This is a genomic window from Rhodanobacter lycopersici (genome assembly GCF_040812335.1).
In the GTDB taxonomy this organism is placed as follows: Bacteria; Pseudomonadota; Gammaproteobacteria; order Xanthomonadales; family Rhodanobacteraceae; genus Rhodanobacter_A; species Rhodanobacter_A lycopersici.
This window is the reverse complement of record NZ_JBFOHK010000001.1, coordinates 872832-888097: the sequence shown is the minus strand read 5'-3', so window position 1 is coordinate 888097 and position 15266 is coordinate 872832. Positions and strand designations below refer to the sequence as shown.

18 protein-coding genes are annotated in these 15266 nt (G+C 70.8%); all 18 read right to left on the bottom strand.

Annotation, left to right across the window (positions count from 1 at the left end; genetic code table 11):
• A complete protein-coding gene (locus tag ABQJ54_RS04045) occupies positions 1 to 1158 on the bottom strand; it encodes an isovaleryl-CoA dehydrogenase (protein ID WP_367852978.1) in 1158 nt (385 codons plus the stop codon).
• A 145-nt stretch (positions 1159 to 1303) separates the two neighbouring features.
• On the bottom strand, positions 1304 to 1738 hold the full coding sequence (locus ABQJ54_RS04040; RefSeq protein WP_367852977.1) for an excinuclease: 435 nt from the start codon (positions 1736 to 1738) through the stop codon (positions 1304 to 1306).
• Between the two features lie 82 nt (positions 1739 to 1820).
• Positions 1821 to 2549: a 3-oxoacyl-ACP reductase FabG gene (gene fabG / locus ABQJ54_RS04035; RefSeq protein WP_367852976.1), complete on the bottom strand. Its 729-nt coding sequence runs from the start codon at positions 2547 to 2549 to the stop codon at positions 1821 to 1823.
• Positions 2542 to 3024: a hotdog family protein gene (locus tag ABQJ54_RS04030; RefSeq protein WP_367852975.1), complete on the bottom strand. Its 483-nt coding sequence runs from the start codon at positions 3022 to 3024 to the stop codon at positions 2542 to 2544. The genes fabG and ABQJ54_RS04030 overlap by 8 nt, the downstream gene beginning before the upstream one ends.
• Complete coding sequence (locus tag ABQJ54_RS04025) at positions 3021 to 4202, bottom strand: beta-ketoacyl-[acyl-carrier-protein] synthase family protein (protein WP_367852974.1); 1182 nt, start codon at positions 4200 to 4202, stop codon at positions 3021 to 3023. The genes ABQJ54_RS04030 and ABQJ54_RS04025 overlap by 4 nt, the downstream gene beginning before the upstream one ends.
• Positions 4199 to 4918, bottom strand: a complete 720-nt coding sequence (locus ABQJ54_RS04020) for a class I SAM-dependent methyltransferase (RefSeq protein ID WP_367852973.1) — start codon at positions 4916 to 4918, stop codon at positions 4199 to 4201. The genes ABQJ54_RS04025 and ABQJ54_RS04020 overlap by 4 nt, the downstream gene beginning before the upstream one ends.
• 53 nt (positions 4919 to 4971) lie before the next feature.
• Positions 4972 to 5421, bottom strand: coding sequence for an acyl-CoA thioesterase (locus tag ABQJ54_RS04015; RefSeq protein WP_367852972.1), 450 nt, complete (start codon positions 5419 to 5421; stop codon positions 4972 to 4974).
• Positions 5414 to 6367, bottom strand: a complete 954-nt coding sequence (locus tag ABQJ54_RS04010) for a lysophospholipid acyltransferase family protein (protein ID WP_367852971.1) — start codon at positions 6365 to 6367, stop codon at positions 5414 to 5416. Before ABQJ54_RS04010 ends, ABQJ54_RS04015 begins: the two co-directional genes overlap by 8 nt.
• Positions 6364 to 6723 (bottom strand): 3-hydroxyacyl-ACP dehydratase FabZ family protein, encoded by a 360-nt coding sequence (locus ABQJ54_RS04005; protein ID WP_367852970.1) that lies wholly within the window; start codon positions 6721 to 6723, stop codon positions 6364 to 6366. Before ABQJ54_RS04005 ends, ABQJ54_RS04010 begins: the two co-directional genes overlap by 4 nt.
• The gene (locus tag ABQJ54_RS04000) at positions 6720 to 7265 is read right to left on the bottom strand and encodes a COG4648 family protein (RefSeq protein ID WP_367852969.1); all 546 of its coding nucleotides are present in this window, start codon (positions 7263 to 7265) and stop codon (positions 6720 to 6722) included. The genes ABQJ54_RS04005 and ABQJ54_RS04000 overlap by 4 nt, the downstream gene beginning before the upstream one ends.
• The gene (locus ABQJ54_RS03995; RefSeq protein WP_367852968.1) at positions 7253 to 7537 is read right to left on the bottom strand and encodes a phosphopantetheine-binding protein; all 285 of its coding nucleotides are present in this window, start codon (positions 7535 to 7537) and stop codon (positions 7253 to 7255) included. Before ABQJ54_RS03995 ends, ABQJ54_RS04000 begins: the two co-directional genes overlap by 13 nt.
• Positions 7534 to 8325, bottom strand: coding sequence for a lysophospholipid acyltransferase family protein (locus ABQJ54_RS03990; RefSeq protein WP_367852967.1), 792 nt, complete (start codon positions 8323 to 8325; stop codon positions 7534 to 7536). Before ABQJ54_RS03990 ends, ABQJ54_RS03995 begins: the two co-directional genes overlap by 4 nt.
• Positions 8301 to 9041, bottom strand: coding sequence for a beta-ketoacyl synthase chain length factor (locus ABQJ54_RS03985; protein ID WP_367852966.1), 741 nt, complete (start codon positions 9039 to 9041; stop codon positions 8301 to 8303). The genes ABQJ54_RS03990 and ABQJ54_RS03985 overlap by 25 nt, the downstream gene beginning before the upstream one ends.
• On the bottom strand, positions 9038 to 10285 hold the full coding sequence (locus tag ABQJ54_RS03980) for a beta-ketoacyl-[acyl-carrier-protein] synthase family protein (protein WP_367852965.1): 1248 nt from the start codon (positions 10283 to 10285) through the stop codon (positions 9038 to 9040). The genes ABQJ54_RS03985 and ABQJ54_RS03980 overlap by 4 nt, the downstream gene beginning before the upstream one ends.
• The gene (locus ABQJ54_RS03975; protein WP_367852964.1) at positions 10285 to 11508 is read right to left on the bottom strand and encodes a beta-ketoacyl-ACP synthase; all 1224 of its coding nucleotides are present in this window, start codon (positions 11506 to 11508) and stop codon (positions 10285 to 10287) included. Before ABQJ54_RS03975 ends, ABQJ54_RS03980 begins: the two co-directional genes overlap by 1 nt.
• Positions 11505 to 13889 (bottom strand): MMPL family transporter, encoded by a 2385-nt coding sequence (locus ABQJ54_RS03970; RefSeq protein ID WP_367852963.1) that lies wholly within the window; start codon positions 13887 to 13889, stop codon positions 11505 to 11507. The genes ABQJ54_RS03975 and ABQJ54_RS03970 overlap by 4 nt, the downstream gene beginning before the upstream one ends.
• A complete protein-coding gene (locus ABQJ54_RS03965; RefSeq protein ID WP_367852962.1) occupies positions 13886 to 14497 on the bottom strand; it encodes a LolA family protein in 612 nt (203 codons plus the stop codon). The genes ABQJ54_RS03970 and ABQJ54_RS03965 overlap by 4 nt, the downstream gene beginning before the upstream one ends.
• The gene (locus ABQJ54_RS03960) at positions 14485 to 15261 is read right to left on the bottom strand and encodes a glycosyltransferase family 2 protein (RefSeq protein WP_367852961.1); all 777 of its coding nucleotides are present in this window, start codon (positions 15259 to 15261) and stop codon (positions 14485 to 14487) included. The genes ABQJ54_RS03965 and ABQJ54_RS03960 overlap by 13 nt, the downstream gene beginning before the upstream one ends.
• Between the last annotated feature and the right edge of the window lie 5 nt (positions 15262 to 15266).

The following is a 15266-nucleotide window of genomic DNA, read 5'->3' as shown; positions in this document are numbered from 1 at the left end:
TCAGGCCTTGCCGTGGAACAGCTCGCGGCCGATCAGCATGCGCCGGATCTCGTTGGTGCCCGCGCCGATCTCGTACAGCTTGGCGTCGCGCAGCAGGCGGCCGGCGGGGAACTCGTTGATGTAGCCGTTGCCGCCCAGCGACTGGATCGCCTCCAGCGCCACCTGCACCGCGTTGACCGAGGCGTTGAGCAGGCAGGCGGCGGGATCGATGCGCGACTTCACGCCGCCGTCGAACTGCTGCGCCACCATGTAGGCGAAGCCGCGCGAGGACTGCAGTGCGGTATACATGTCGGCCACCTTCGCCTGCATGATCTCGAAGGTGCCGATCGGCGCGTTGAACTGCTTGCGCTCGCGCACGTAGGGCAGGGTGAGGTCCATCGCCGCCTGCATCAGGCCGATCGGGCCGCCGGAGAGCACCAGGCGCTCGGTGTCCAGGCCGCTCATCAGCACGCGCACGCCTTCGTTGACTTCGCCCACGATGTTCTCGGCGGGGATCTCGCAGTCCTCGAACACCAGCTCGCAGGTGTTGGAGCCGCGCATGCCCAGCTTGTCCAGCTTCTGCGCGGTGGAGAAACCCTTCATGCCCTTCTCGACGATGAAGGCGGTCATGCAGCGGCTGCCCGCCGGGCGCGGTGCGGTGCGCATGTAGACCAGCAGCACGTCGGCGTCGGGGCCGTTGGTGATCCACATCTTCGAGCCGTTGGCGACCCACACGCCGCCCTTCAGCTCGGCCTTGCAACTCATCGAGCCCACCACGTCGGAGCCGGCGCCCGGCTCGCTCATCGCCAGCGCGCCCACGTACTCGCCCGAGCACAGCTTGGGGATGTACTTCTGCCGCTGCGCCTCGTTGCCGTTGTGGAAGATGTTGTTGACGCACAGGTTGGAGTGCGCGCCGTAGGACAGGCCCACCGAACCGGACGCGCGCGAGATCTCCTCCATCGCCACCATGTGCGCGAGGTAGCCCATGCCGGTGCCGCCGTACTCGGTCGGGATGGTCATGCCGAGCAGGCCCAGCTCGCCGAACTTGCGCCACAGGTCGGCGGGGAACAGGTTGTCGTGGTCGATCTGCGTGGCGCGCGGCGCGATTTCCTTCTCGGCGAAGGCGTGCACGGTATCGCGCAGCAGGTCGATTTCTTCGCCGAGCGGGAAGGGACGCATGGACGGCATTCCAGGGGAGTCGGGGCGTAAATGATAGCGTGCCGGCAGTGCAGGCGGTTCGGCGGCGCATCAAGTCTCCGGCACGAAACGGAAACGCCGGCGCATGGCCGGCGTTCCGTTCATCGGGTTTTGGGCGGGCCGACGCTCAGGGCAGCTTGACGAGCTTGGCCTTCAGCGCGACGCCTGACATCAGGAAACCCTTGTGGCATTCGTAGTTCTGGCCGTCGCTGAATGGGGTGTCGTTGTAGTTGCTGACGATATCCGTCACCGCGTTGGCACCGGCCTGCTTGGCCTCGTTCTGCAGATAGATGAGATCGGTGGCGAGCACGTGGTTGCAGGTTTCCTCGTCGCTCTTGCCGAAGGCGTTGGTCTTGCGGTTGATGGTGACGTTGTCGTTGACCACCTTGCCGTGCGGGCCGCTGCCGGCCAGGTAGAACTTCACGCTGCCGTCGATCAGGCCGGCCTTCTGGGCGGCCGCCACGCCGTTCTCGAACGACAGGTGGATCACCTTGTCACTGGCCATGGCGGCGGCCGGGGCGGCCAGGAGCAAGGCGGTGAGGCCGATGGTGAGTGCTTTCATGCGTTTCTGTCTCCTTGGGTGGTCGGTTGGATGGGCAACGGCCGTACCGGCTTCGAACGCTGCGCCGGTCCGGCATGCTGGGTCAGCACAGGCCGCCGTTGACGGCGAGCACCTGGCGGGTGATGTAGCCGGCCTCCGGGCTCACCAGGAAGGCCACCGCGGCGGCGACCTCCTCCGGCGTGCCGGCGCGCTGCGCGGGGATGGCCTTGAGGATGTCCTCCACCGGCACGTCGACGTCGAGCATGTCGGTGTCGATCAGCCCCGGCGCCACGCAGTTCACGGTGATCCTGCGCTTGGCCAGCTCCACCGCCAGCGCCTTGGCCGCGCCGATCACGCCGGCCTTCGATGCGCTGTAGTTGACCTGGCCGCGGTTGCCGATCAGCCCCGACACCGAGGTGATGCAGACGATGCGGCCCGGTGCGCGGCGGCGGATCATCGGCATCACCAGCGGGTGCAGCACGTTGTAGAAGCCGTCGAGGTTGGTGCGCAGCACGCGGTCCCAGTCCTCGTCGGTGAGCGCGGGAAACGCGCCGTCGCGGGTGAGCCCGGCGTTGCACACCACGCCGTAGGGTGCGCCGTGCCGTTCCACGTCCGCTTCCAGTGCGGCGCGGCACGCTTCGCGGTCGGCGATGTCGAACTGCAGCACGCGCGCGGCGCGGCCCAAGCGCTCGACGTCCGTGCGCACCGCCTCGGCCTCGTCGCGCTTCGCGCGGCAATGCAGGACGAGGTCGTGGCCGGCCTGCGCCAGCCGCAGCGCGATCGCACGGCCGATGCCGCGGCTGGAGCCGGTGACCAGGATGGTGTCAGCCATGGCTTGGTTCCGTTGCAGGTGATGGGGACTTGTCGTTTTGGAACAGGGCGCTCGCGTCGGGCGGGCTGAACACGGTGAGCCGTGCCTCGGCCAGCACGCCGGGCGCCTCGATGCGGCAGGCGAACACGCCCATGCCGCCGTCGTCGTGGAAGTCGCGCCGCGCCTCGATGCGCAGCTCGCTGCCTGGCGCGAACGCGGCCACGTTGCAGGCGTAGTGGCGGGTGCCGAGCAGGAAGCCCAGCCGCACCGGCTCGCCCGCGATCTTCGCCTGGCAGCCGGCCCAGGCGGCGATGGCCTGCGCCATCAGCTCCACGCCCATCCACGCGGGCAGCGTGCCGTCCGCATCGTGGAACAGGCCGGAGGCCGGGATGCGCCGGCTGCACACGGCATGCTCGGGGCCATGCTCCAGCACCGCGTCGAGCAGGATCATCTCGCCCGCGTGCGGCAGCAGCTCGGCGATGGGCCACGGCGTCATGCGGCATCTCCCAGGATCAGGCAGGCATTGTTGCCGCCGAAGGCGAAGGAGCTGCTCATCAGCCGGCGCGGCCTGTCATTCGGCAGGCGCGCACCGGCCTCGACGAAGCGCAGCGCGGGCAGCTCGGGATCGGCCAGACCGTCCCACCGCTGTGGCGGCAACCGGCCATCGTGCAGGCTGAGCCAGCAGAACGCCGCTTCCAGCGCGCCGGCGGCGGCCAGCGTGTGGCCGGTGAGCGGCTTGGTCGACGAGCAGGGCACGCCGTGCGGGAACAGCGCGGCCACAGCCTGCGCCTCCATCGCGTCGTTGTGCGTGGTGGCGGTGCCGTGCAGGTTGAGGTAGTCGATCTGCGCGGGCTCCAGACCGGCCTGCGCCAGTGCGGCACCCATCGCCTGCCGGGCGCCCAGGCCTTCCGGGTCGGGCGAGGACATGTGGTACGCGTCCGAGCTCGATCCCGCGCCGAGCAACTGCACGGGACCGTGCTCGCGCGCCAGCAGGAACAGCACGGCGGCCTCGCCGATGTTGATGCCGCGCCGCTCGCGCGAGAATGGATTGCAGCGCGCGGGATCCATGGCGCCCAAGGCATGGAAACCGTTCAGCGGCAGCCGCGCCAGCGTGTCCACGCCGCCGCAGATCACTGCATCGCAGAGACCGGCCTGCAGCAGCCGCTGCGCGCTGATGATGGCGCGCGCACCGGCGGTGCAGGCGGTGGAGATCACGTAGCAGGGGCCGGCCAGCTCCAGCCATTCGGCGAGGAACTCGGCGGGGCCGGCCAGCTCCTGGTGTGCGTAGCGGTAGTCCGCCGGCCACGTGCCATCCCGGCGTTGCGCGGCGAGGCCATGGGTGGCTTCCTCGATGCCGCCGGTGCTGGTGCCCAGCACCACGCCGACGCGCGCGTTGCCATGCGTGGCGATGGCGGCGCGGACGTCCGCTTCGATCTCCTGCGCCGCGGCCAGCAGCAGGCGGTTGCAGCGGTTGTCGCGCGTGGCCGCCAGCGCAGCGGGGACCTCGGGCAGCGGCGTGCGCACCGCGCCCAGCGGCGGCGCATGTTCCGGAATCCGGCCGGATTCCGCGTGCAGGCCGTGTTCCGCGCCGGCGAACAGCGCCTCGGATACCGCGGCCTTGCCCGCGCCCAGCGCGCAGACCACGCCCAGCGCGTTGAGATAGGTCGCGCTCATGCCGGCGGCGGTTTGCGGGCGACCACGTTGACCAGGGTTTCCTCGCGCTGGCCGGGCGGCGGCGGGGCGCGCAGGCCCCAGCGTTCGAGCAGGCCGAAGTCCTTCGCCCGGCTCCACCACAGGTAGGGCAGCGAGACGTTGGCATCGGTGAACTCGAAGCCCTGCGTGCGCAACATCGCGAGGTAGCCGTCGGCGCTCTTCTGCACATGCATCGGGTGGCGGAAGAACCAGCGGATCACCCAGCTGTCGATGTAGGCCTTGGTGGATTCCGCGAACAGCAGCCGGCCGCCGGGTTTCAGCACGCGCCAGAATTCGGCCAGCGCGCGCTCCTGCTCGACCAGGTGATGGAAGGTCTGGTGGCAGAACAGCACGTCCACGCTGGCATCGGGCAGGTCGATGTGCGCGCAGTCGGCGGCGATCAGCTCCGCGGCGATGCCTTCGCGCTGCGCCTCGGTGCGCGACAGCGCCAGGCTGTGCGGATCGGCGTCCAGTCCGATCATCCGGTCCGGCGCGAAGGCCGCCTGCAGCAGGCGGAACGACTTGCCCTGGCCGCAGCCGGCGTCGAGCAGCACGCCGCCGCGGGGCAGCGGCTCGCCGAGCAGGCGCTTCAGGTCGTTGATCGCCACGCGCAGCACATGATGCTGCCAGGTGCGGGTGGCGAGGAAGCGGAAACCGATGCGGGTTTCTTCGACGTAGGTAGGGCTAGCGTAAGTCATGGGCTCTTATTGAAGAGTGCGGCCATGGATGGCCGCCCGTTTGATCTTCGCGATCATGGATGATCGCCGGAAATACAGTCGGAAATACACGCCTCCACAGCGTTCACCAGCACAGCCGGCGAAACCAGCTGCATCACGCCGTCGGCAAGGCGCACCGCCACCTGCACGGTGCTGGCGCGGGTGAGGCGCTCGCCGCTGGCGGCGTCGCTGACGAGGTAATGGATCTTCAGGCGGTTCTGCCACTCGACCAGGTCGGCGCGCACCACGAGACGCTGGCCGAAGCGCGCGGCGCGGGCGTAGCGCAGCTGCAGGTCGATCACCGGCCACGCGTAGCCGGCCGCCTTCATCTGCGCGTAGTTGTGGCCGATGCGGTCGAGCAGGGCGCAGCGGGCGATTTCCAGGTACTTCACGTAGTGGCCGTGCCACACCACGTCCATCGAGTCGATGTCGAAGAACGGCACGGTGACTTCCGTATCCACCTGCAGCACGCCGCGGCTACGCATCGGTGCTTTCCCAGTACGGATAGAAATTGAACCACTGCTGCGGTGCCAGCAGGCACCACTGCGCGAGGCGGTCGGCGTAGCGCTGCGCCCAGCCGGCGATGGCGGCATCACGCTGGCCGCGCTGCCACGTCGGCGTGTCGAGGAAGCGTTCCAGCCGGATCTCGTAGCGGCCGTCGATCTTCAGGCAGCACATCAGGTTCACCGGGCAGCCGAGCAGCCCGGCCAGCAGCCACGGCCCCTGCGCGAACGCGGCGGGGCGGCCGAGGAAGTCCACCGCGACGCGGCGGCCGTCGTGCAGCGGCACGCGGTCGCCGGCCATGGCCAGCCACTCGCCGCGTTCGAGGCGCTGCGACAGGTCGAGCATCAGCGCGGCGTCCAGCTCGCTGACCTGGATCAGCCGCATGCGCTGCTCGCCCGCCTCGCCGAGCAGGCGGTTGAGGTGTGCGACATGGTGCGTGTGCACCAGCACGTTCAGCGGCACCTGCTCGCCCAGCTCGGCCAGCGCGCGGCAGACATCGAGGTTGCCCAGGTGCGTGCCGACCAGCAGCTGGCCGCGGCCGCCCTGGCGGGTCGCCAGCAGCTGCGCGCGCAGCCCGTCGGGGTCGAGCAGGCGCACCTGCTCCAGCCGCAGCGCGCCGCGCCACACGTCGAGGCGGTCCAGCAGACAGTCGGCGAAGGCCATGAACTGCGCGAACACGCGGCGCGGGGCGGGACGCAGGTCGGCGCGGCCGCTCCAGGCGGCGAGGCGCTCCAGGTACTCGCGGATGCTGCGCCGTGCGCGGCGCCCGGTGAGGAAGAAATACAGCACGATCAGGTGCAGCAGCGGCGACAGCAGGCGCCGGCCACAACTGCGTGCCACGAAGGCGGTGAAGCGCATCAGCAGCAGGTTGCCGCGCTCGCGTTGCGCGGACCAGTGCTGCTGCGTGGCCAGCTGCGCCTCGCTCATGCGCGCGGCTCCAGCACGAGGCGGCCGGAGGAGTACGCCAGCTCGCCCTCGCGGTAGGCGAAGTGCAGCTTGCCGCGCGCGTCGTCGAGGCGCAGCGTGAGCGTCACCCGGTCGCCCGGCCGCAGCAGGCGCTGGAACTTCAGCGCCTCCATCTCGCGGCAGTGCGGCGAGGTGCCGAGGCGCGACGCAGCCAGCTGCAGCGCCCATGCCACCTGCACCGCGCCGGGCAACACCGGCGCCTGCGGGAAGTGGCCCGGGAAATGCGCGAGATCCGCGGGCACCCGCAACTGCAGTGTGCAGCCGGCGTCGTCGCGCTGTTCGCGCAGGATCACGGGGTTGGTGCGCCGCACGCTCATGCGTTCACCCGCAGCCGCTTGCGCAGCAGCCATTCGCCCACGAACAGCGGACCCATGATGAAATACACGATCAGGCCGTTGTACAACGTCCACCATTTCAGCGGCGCATACAGCGTGAGCACGGCCGACACCACGGCGTTGAACACGAAGAAACCCACCCACACCCAGGTGACCTTGCGCGTGTAGGGAATCGCCGCAGCCGGCAGATCCGGTTCGCGCACGCGGGCGATGCGCTCCACGACGGGCGGCCCGTAGGCCAGGCTCAGCCCGAACGTGAACAGCAGGAACAGGCTGATCAGGGTGGGGTACCAGCGCAGCAGCGAGGATTCGCCGCTCACCGCCAGCATGGCGCAATAGGCCAGCGCCACGCCCAGCATCCAGCGGCCGCCCGGCTCGCGCCACAGGAACGGCGCGCGCAGCAGCCACACCGCGGCCAGCGCGAGCGCGAACACCGGCGGCGCCACCGTTTCCATGCCGAAATAGACCAGGAACGGATACAGCACGCCGACCAGCGGCAGCAGGATGTTGATCAGCTTGCGCATGCGGCCCGCTGGCTGGCGACGAAGGCGGCGAGGCTGGCCACGCTGGCGAAGTGGCGGCGCGCGTCCTTGTCGTCCGAGGCGATGCGGATGTCGTAGCGCTTCTGCAGCGCCAGCGCCAGTTCCAGCGCGTCCACCGAATCCAGCCCCAGCCCGTCGCCGAACAGCGGCTGCTGTGGCGGGATGTCCGTGGCGGCGAGGTCTTCCAGGTTCAGCGTGTCGATGACGAGCTGGGCGATCTCCTGCTCCAGCGCGGTATGGGTCGGTGCGTTCACGAGGCGGCGAGCTCCCTGTGGAAGAGTTGGTGCAGATGGTCGTTGAGCTGGCGCGAGGCGATCGGCGGCGGGGCGGCGGCGCTGAACAGGGCCGGATCGATGTCCGCGCCCACGCGCAGCCGCACCCGGAAGCGGCGGTCGGGAATGCGGTACCACGGCTGCCCCTTGGTCAGCGTGGGCGGATCGACGGTGATGAACACCGGCGTCACCGTGCGCGCGCCGCGCAGCGCGATGGCTGCCGCGCCGCGATGGAACTGTGGTGGCTGGCCGGGCACGGTGCGCGTGCCCTCGGGAAACACGATCAGGCATTGCCCCTCGCGCAGTACGCCGGCGGCGCGCTCGAGCATGCCCATGCTGCCGTCGTTGCCGATGTATTGCGCGGTGCGCACCGGGCCGCGCGTGCACGGGTTGTCGAACAGGCTCTGCTTCACCACGCAGTTCGCATCGCGGATCTGCGAGGCCAGGAACACCACGTCGATCAGCGAGGGATGGTTCGCCACCACCAGCTGGCCGGGGCGGCCCAGCCGCTCGGCACCGTCGATCGCGAAGTCCAGCACACGGGTGCGGTACATGAACTGCACGTGCAGGTGGAAGGCGCGGCTGATCGCGGCGCGCGCACGCCGGCGCCGTGCGATGGCGTCACCGGGCAGGCAGGCCAGCAGCGGCAGGATCAGCACGCGCAAAAGCAGGCCGCCGAGGCCGAACAGCACGAAGCTGGCGCCGGTCGCCAGCAGGCGCCAGGCCCAGGCGTCGCGGCGTTGGTTCAGCGGATATGTTGCCAGTTCCATCGGCGGGTCTTCCAGGTGTGTTGAAGCGTGGTCTCGCCCACGAGCAGGGCGCGCAGGAAATCCAGTGCATGCGGCCAGGCGCAGGGTTCGGCGCCGTCGCCGCGAGCCTGCTCCAGCCGCCAGTCGCTGCCTGCGGATGTTGCCGTGTCGGTTTTCCCCAGTCGCAGTGCCACAGCATAGGAGAACGGCACATCCGCGATCCACTGCGCATAGGCGGCTGGCGGCAGTTCCTCGGCCACCACCACCAGGGCCGACGGCGCACCGGCGGCCAGCTGCAGCGCGCCTTCCAGCAGCACATGCTCGAAGGTGTCGGCCTCGCCGGCGATGGCCGCGGATTCGCCGCGCTGGCCGCGCAGGATCGACCACTGGCCCGCGATCGCGTTGTGCACCGACAGGCCGAACTGGGTGGGCGACAGCGGCTGGCCGTCGACGATGTCGGAGAGCAGGGCCAGTGTCTGCGGCGTTTCGCCGTGGCGCGAGCCGAATACGAAGGGCAACTGCTCGCTCTCGCCGCACAGCGGCCACGCGGTTTCCAGCGTCATCCGCGCCAGCCGGCCCAACCGGCGCCGCTGCAGGGCGGGCAGGAAGGCGCAGGCCGGCTGCGCCTGTGCGTCGTCGGGCACGGCATGCGGCGCCTGCGCCCAGGCCTGCCAGTCCGCCGCGCTTTCCAGGCCCGGCGCCCAGGCGCGCCAGCCTTCGAGGTGGAACGCGATCATGCGGCGCCCTCCGCGTGGCGGCGGAACAGCAGCGTGGCGCAACTGCCGCCGAAGCCGAAGCTGTTGCTGAGCGCCGTGTCGATGCGGTGTTCGCGGTTCGCCGTGAGCAATGGCGCGTCGGCGAAGGCGGGGTCAGGGTCGTCCAGCGGCGCGCCGGCGGCGAGGAAATCGTGCTCCAGCATCAGCAGGCAGGCGATCGCATCCAGCGCGCCGGCGGCGCTGGGCGCGTGGCCGAGCAGGCCCTTGATCGAAGAGAGCGGCGGCACCGCTGCGCCGTGTTCGGCGAACACGCTGGCGATGGCCTGCCATTCGGCGAGGTCGCCCTGCGTGCCGCAGGCGTGCGCATTGATGTAGTCGGGCAGCGTACCGGCCCGCTCCAGCGCCTGGCGCAGCGCGCGGGCGATGCCGCCGGCACCGGCGACGACCATGTTGGCCGCGTCGGTGGCGCTGCCGTAGCCGGCGAGTTCCGCGAGCACGCGGGCGCCGCGCGCGTGCGCGTGCTCCAGCGATTCCAGCACCAGCACGCCGGCGCCTGCGGCCAGCGCGAAGCCGTCGCGCTCGCGATGGAACGGGCGCAGGGCGTGCGCCGGCTCGGCCTGCGGCGACAGCGCCCCCATCGCGTCGAACCACATCGCGGTACTGGGGTGCAGTTCCTCGGCGCCGCCGGCGATCACCACGTGCTGGCGGCCGAGCTGGATCAGCTCCATCGCGTGGCCGATCGCGTGGGCCGAACTGGTGCAGGCCGAGCTGATCGTGTAGCTGCTGCCGCCGATGCCGAAGGCCTGGGCGAGGCCGGCCGACAGCGCACTGCTCATGCCGCGCGGCACCAGGAAGGGTGACAGTTTCGCGATGCCACGGACGCGATGGTCTTCCAGCGCTTCCTCGTGTTCGCTGAGTGCCGCACCGCCACCCAGCACCAGGCCGCAATCGGGCCCGGCGAGGCGCACGGCCGGCAGTCCGGCCTGCGCCAGCGCCTCGTTCGCCGCATGCCAGGCGTACAACGCCGGGGGCGGAAGGAAGCGGCGCAGCTTGCGCGGCGGTTCCGGCGGCAACGTGGCCTCGTCCACCGGGCCGCCCACGCTGCCATGCATGCCCAGCGCCGTGAAGGCGTCCATGCGGCGCAGGCCGTGGCGGCGCGTGCGCAGCGCATCTAGCAGCGCGGCGGTGCCCGCGCCCACGCAGCTCACCGCGCCCATGCCGGTGACCGCCACGCGCGGCAGGCCGTTGGCGTCGCGCCATGGCATCAGGCGACCGCCTTGAAGATCAGCGAGGTGTTGATGCCGCCGAACGCGAAGTTGTTGTTCATCACCACGTCGGTGGCGAGGGTGCGGCCTGTGCCGGTGAGGTAATCCAGCTCGGCGCAGTCGGGCGCGCGTTCGTCGAGGTTGAGCGTGGGGGCGAACCAGCCCTCGCGCATCATCGCGATCGCCCACCACGATTCCAGCGCACCGCAGGCGCCCAGGGTGTGGCCCACGTAACTCTTCACCGCGCCGACCGGCACGCGCGCACCGAGCACTTCGGCTGTGGCGTGGCTTTCGGCGACGTCGCCGCGGTCGGTGGCGGTGCCGTGGGCGCTGACGTAGCCGATGGCGCTGGCCGGCAGCTGCGCGTCTTCCAGCGCGAGGCGCATCGCCACCGCCATTGTTTCGGCCGTGGGCTGGGTGATGTGGGCGCCGTCGGAGTTGCAGCCGAAGCCGGCCACCTCCGCGTAGATCGTGGCGCCGCGCGCCTTCGCGTGTCCGTATTCCTCGAGCACCAGGGTAGTGGCGCCTTCGCCCACCACCAGGCCGTCGCGGCGCGCGTCGAACGGGCGCGGGGTGAGCCCGGGTTCGTCGTTGCGCGTGCTGGTGGCGAACAGCGTGTCGAACACCGCGGCACCGGGACCGGAGAGCTCCTCCGCGCCGCCGCAGAGCATCAGCTTCTGCCGGCCGTAGCGGATCGCCTCGTAGCCGTAGCCGATCGCCTGGCTGCCCGACGTGCAGGCGCTGGAGGTGGGGATCACGCGGCCCCTGAGACCGAAGAACACGCCCACGTTCACCGCCGTGGTGTGCGCCATGGTCTGGATGTAGCTGGTGGCGGTGATGCCCTGCATCGAGCCGGTCTCCAGCATGCGCCCCACCACGCGTACCGGCTCCACGCTGCCGCCGGAAGAACCGTAGGCCACGCCCATGCGGCCGTCGCGGATCGAGGCGTCGTCGAGCAGGCCGGCGTCGCGCAGCGCGTGTTCGCTGGCGGCCACCGCGAGCTGCGCGACGCGACCCATCGAGCGGGTCTTCTGGCGCGGCCAGGGCGGTGGTGCGAAGTCGTCCACCGGGCAGCCGAGGCGGCCGTTCAGCGCATCGAAGTAATCCCATTCGTGCATGCGGCGCACCGCGTTGCGACGTGCGCGCAGGCGCGCGGTGATCGTGGTCCAGTCGTGGCCCAGCGGCGTGATGCCGCCCATGCCGGTGACGACGACGCGATTCATGCGTGCGGCATCCTTGTGGTGGAACGGGTGGTCGAGGCATCGGCCCGGCTCGCCGGCACCAGCAGCGCGGTGAAGCCGATGCCCAGCAGCAGGGTGAGTCCGAAATCGCGCAGCGCCGGCAGCGAGCTCAGCGCCAGCAGGCCGAAGGAAAGCAGCGCGGTGAGCGCGGAAAGCAGCACGCTGGCGTACATCGCGCCGGGCCGGTCGGCGGTATGCGTCTCGCCCTCGTGCAGGAACACGGCGTAGTTCGCACCCACGCCCAGCACCAGCATCAGCGCCATCCAGTGGAACAGGGTCAGCGGCTGGCCAAGGTAGCCCAGTGCGGCGAGCGTGAGCGCGATGCCCAGCACCGGCGGCGCCAGCACGCGCGGTGCGCGCTGCCAACCGTAGCGCCAGCCGAACACCGGCACGATCAGCAGCATCGCGGCGAGCAGCCACACGCTGGCGTAGCCGCGGTAGCGGCCGAACAGGGCGGACACGCTGGCCGGCTTGTCCACCAGTTGCACGCCGGGCAGGCCGGTGGCTGCATGCGCGAGCAACGCATCGTTTTCGCTGCCCTGCGGCAGCACCAGCGAGGCGCAGCCTTGCGTGCTGCAGCCCATCCACAACTGGCGGAACGGAGTGGACAGCGGGGTCAGCAGCCAGTGGTCCAATTGCAGCGGCGTACCGGGCCACGCGGCGAGGTACGCATCGATGGCCGTCGCACGGAAACCCGCATCGGCCAGCGCCTGGCGCAGGTGCGCGGGATCGTCGAACAAGCGGGCGAGCAGGGCGTGGTCGCCCGCCTGCCGCGCTTGCGAAGGCACCATGCCCGCCAGGCCCAGCCAGCCTTCCAGCCTGCCGTCGTCGACCAACGCCTGCAGGCGTGTTTCCAGTGCCTCCTCGCGCTGCAGGGTCTGCTCGCTGTCCTTGCCCTGCACCAGGTAGAACTGGCTGCCATTGCCCAGCCCGGTGATCTCGCGGATCTGCGCTTCCTGCGCGGTGAGCGCGGCGGGCTGGGCGATCAGGCGATGCACGTCGTCGTCGTGGCGCAGCCGCATCCAGCCGGGCAGGGCGACCATAAGCAACAGCAGCGCTACCAGCGCACCGCGCCAGCCGTGCGCCGGCCGGGCCAGCCCATGTTGCAAGGCGCGCGCGCCACGCACCAGTGCCGGCGTCATCGGTTTCGACGGACGCTGCAGCAGGGCGGGCAGCAGCCAGAACACGCTGAGGCAGGCGGCGCCCATGCCGCCGATCGCGAACACTGCCATCTGGCGCAGCGCGGGGAACGGCACCAGCCCCAGCAGCGCATAGCCCAGCAGCGACGTGGCCAGCGCCAGCAGCAGGGCGGGACGCACCTGGCGCAGCCCGCTGCCGGCCCGCCACTGCGCGCCGGCGTTGGCGCGCGCGCTCAGGTACTGGATCGAGTAGTCCACCGCTTCGCCCAGCAGCGCCGCGCCGAACACCAGGGTCAGCAGATAGATCTTGCCGAACACCAGCAGCGCGAGGGTGGTGGCCGCGAGCACGCCCACGGCGGTGGAAAGGAAGGCGAGCAGCAGCGGCCCGGGCGAGCGGAACACGCCGAGCAGCAGCAGGGCGATGCCGATCGAGGAGATCCAGCCCACCATGTGCACGTCGTGTTCGGCGCCGGTGCGCGCGGCGGCGGCGTAGAACACCGCGCCGGTGCGCAGCATCCGGGTGCCGGGGTAGTCGCGTTCGACTTGCGCTTCCGCCTCGCGCAGGGCGTCCAGTGCGCGGCGCTGCACGCCGTCGTCGTAGGAGGAGCCGTCCAGCGTGGCGGTAACCAGCACGTATGTGGCCTTGTCGCGATGGGCGACCAGCAGGTCGTCCTCCGGCAGCAACGGCGAGCGGCTCCACGGCTGCTGCGCCAGCCAGTGTTGCAGCCAGCCGAAGGGATCGTCGGCGAGCGGTACGCCCACGCCGGTGAGGAAGGGTTCGTTGAGCCGCTGCGCCAGCGCCTGGGCGGGGTCGTAGCCCGGTTGCGCCAGGGCGTCGCGGTCGGCATCGGTGAGCAGCCAGTCGCGGTGCGCCAGATACGGCGCGATCATCTGCGCGATGTCGAACGGCGGCAGTTCGGCGGTTACCGAGCTGAATACCTTGTGCGCGGCCAGTGCCTTGCCCAGCGCGCGGGCGGCGCCCTTGGCGCGGGTGTCGTCGCCGTTTTCCACCAGCAGCACCATGCGGTCGCCGTTGGCGTGGGCCAGCCGCTCCACCGCGGTTTCGGCCAGCGGGTTCTGTCCGGTGGCGGGCAGCATGGCCAGCAGGTCGGTCTGGATCGGCAGCGGGCCGCGACCGAACAGCAGGTACGCGCCCAGCGCGGCGACCAGCAGGGTGGCGACCGCGAACAGACCGGCGCGCAGCTTGAGCGTTCGCGGCGTCATGGCAGGCCGAGCGCGCGCTTTTCCAACGCATCGGGCGTACCGGCGTCGCGGGTATGGGCGAAGCGGATCTCGGTACGCGAGCCGTCCTGCATGGCGATGGTGATGCCTTGCAGGTAGCTGTCGCCTTCCAGGCTGATGCTGCCCAGCACGCGCGCCACGCGCTCCTGTTTCGGCACGAAGCGCAGCGTCCATTGCCTGGACGTGCCGCTGGCCTCGACGCTGAACTGGCGCAGCGCCTCGTCCATCTTGCCGCCCAGCATGCCCTGCAGCATCTGCGAGACCTGGCTGACGCCGCGCTCGCCGCGCATGGGACGGGCGTTGCCGTCCGCGTCGATGCGCGCGGTGCGGCTGCCGGTGAGCGCCAGGGTTTCCTGGTAGGGCGAGACGGTCTGCCACAGCATGCCGTGGCCCAGCACGAACAGCAGCCGGCCTTCGCTCACCTGCGGCTTGTCCAGCGCGGGGTTGCTGCGGGTCTGGGTGAAGTCGGCGCGCACCGCGGCGTGGCGGCCCAGTTCGGCCAGCACATCCTGCAGCAGGGTGCCGTCCGCCTGGGCGCGCGCGAACGGTGCGAGGCAGCAAAGCAGCAGCAGGGCGATCAGTCGACGCATGCGTTTTCTCCACGGAACCGGCGCCACAACAATCGCGGCGCCCGGGGCAGCATGCCAAGCAACAGCCGCGTGTGCATCGCCGAGATGCGCAGGTTGTCGCGAAACATCCGGAAGTGGGACAACCCGTTCGCCGGATAGATCACCCGGGTCGGCACGTTGACCACGGGCATGCCGCGCCAGACCAGGCGCACCGCGGTCTCGGTGTCGAAATCCATGCGTGCGGGCAGCGGCTTGCGCGCGATCTCGGCGCAGGTGGCCGCGAGCGGGTACAGGCGGTAGCCGCACATCGAATCGCGGATCGCCAGCGACAGCGTTTCCAGCCACACGCAGGCGTGGGTGACGTAGCGTCCGTACAGCCGTGCGCGCGGCACGCTGGCGTCGTAGATCGGCGCGCCGCAGATCAGCGCACGTGGGCGCGCGCGCGCCGCGTCGAGGAAGCGCGGCACGTCATCGGTGTCGTGCTGGCCGTCGGCGTCGATCTGCAGCGCGTGGCTGTGGCCGGCCTCGCGCGCGGCGAGCAGGCCCATGCTGATGGCGCGGCCCTTGCCCTGGTTGTGCGGCAGCCGCAGCAGGCGCACGCCATCGGTGTCCTGCGCCAGCGCGTCGAGCACGCTGCGCGTGGCGGCGTCGCTGCCGTCGTCGACGATCAGCACGGGCAGGCCGTGCGCGCGCAGCGCCTGCACGGTGCCCGCGATGGTGCTGCCGTGGTTGTAGATGGGGATCAGCGCGCAGGGGGCGAAGCGGCCGTGGGCGTCGTCCGGCATGGCCG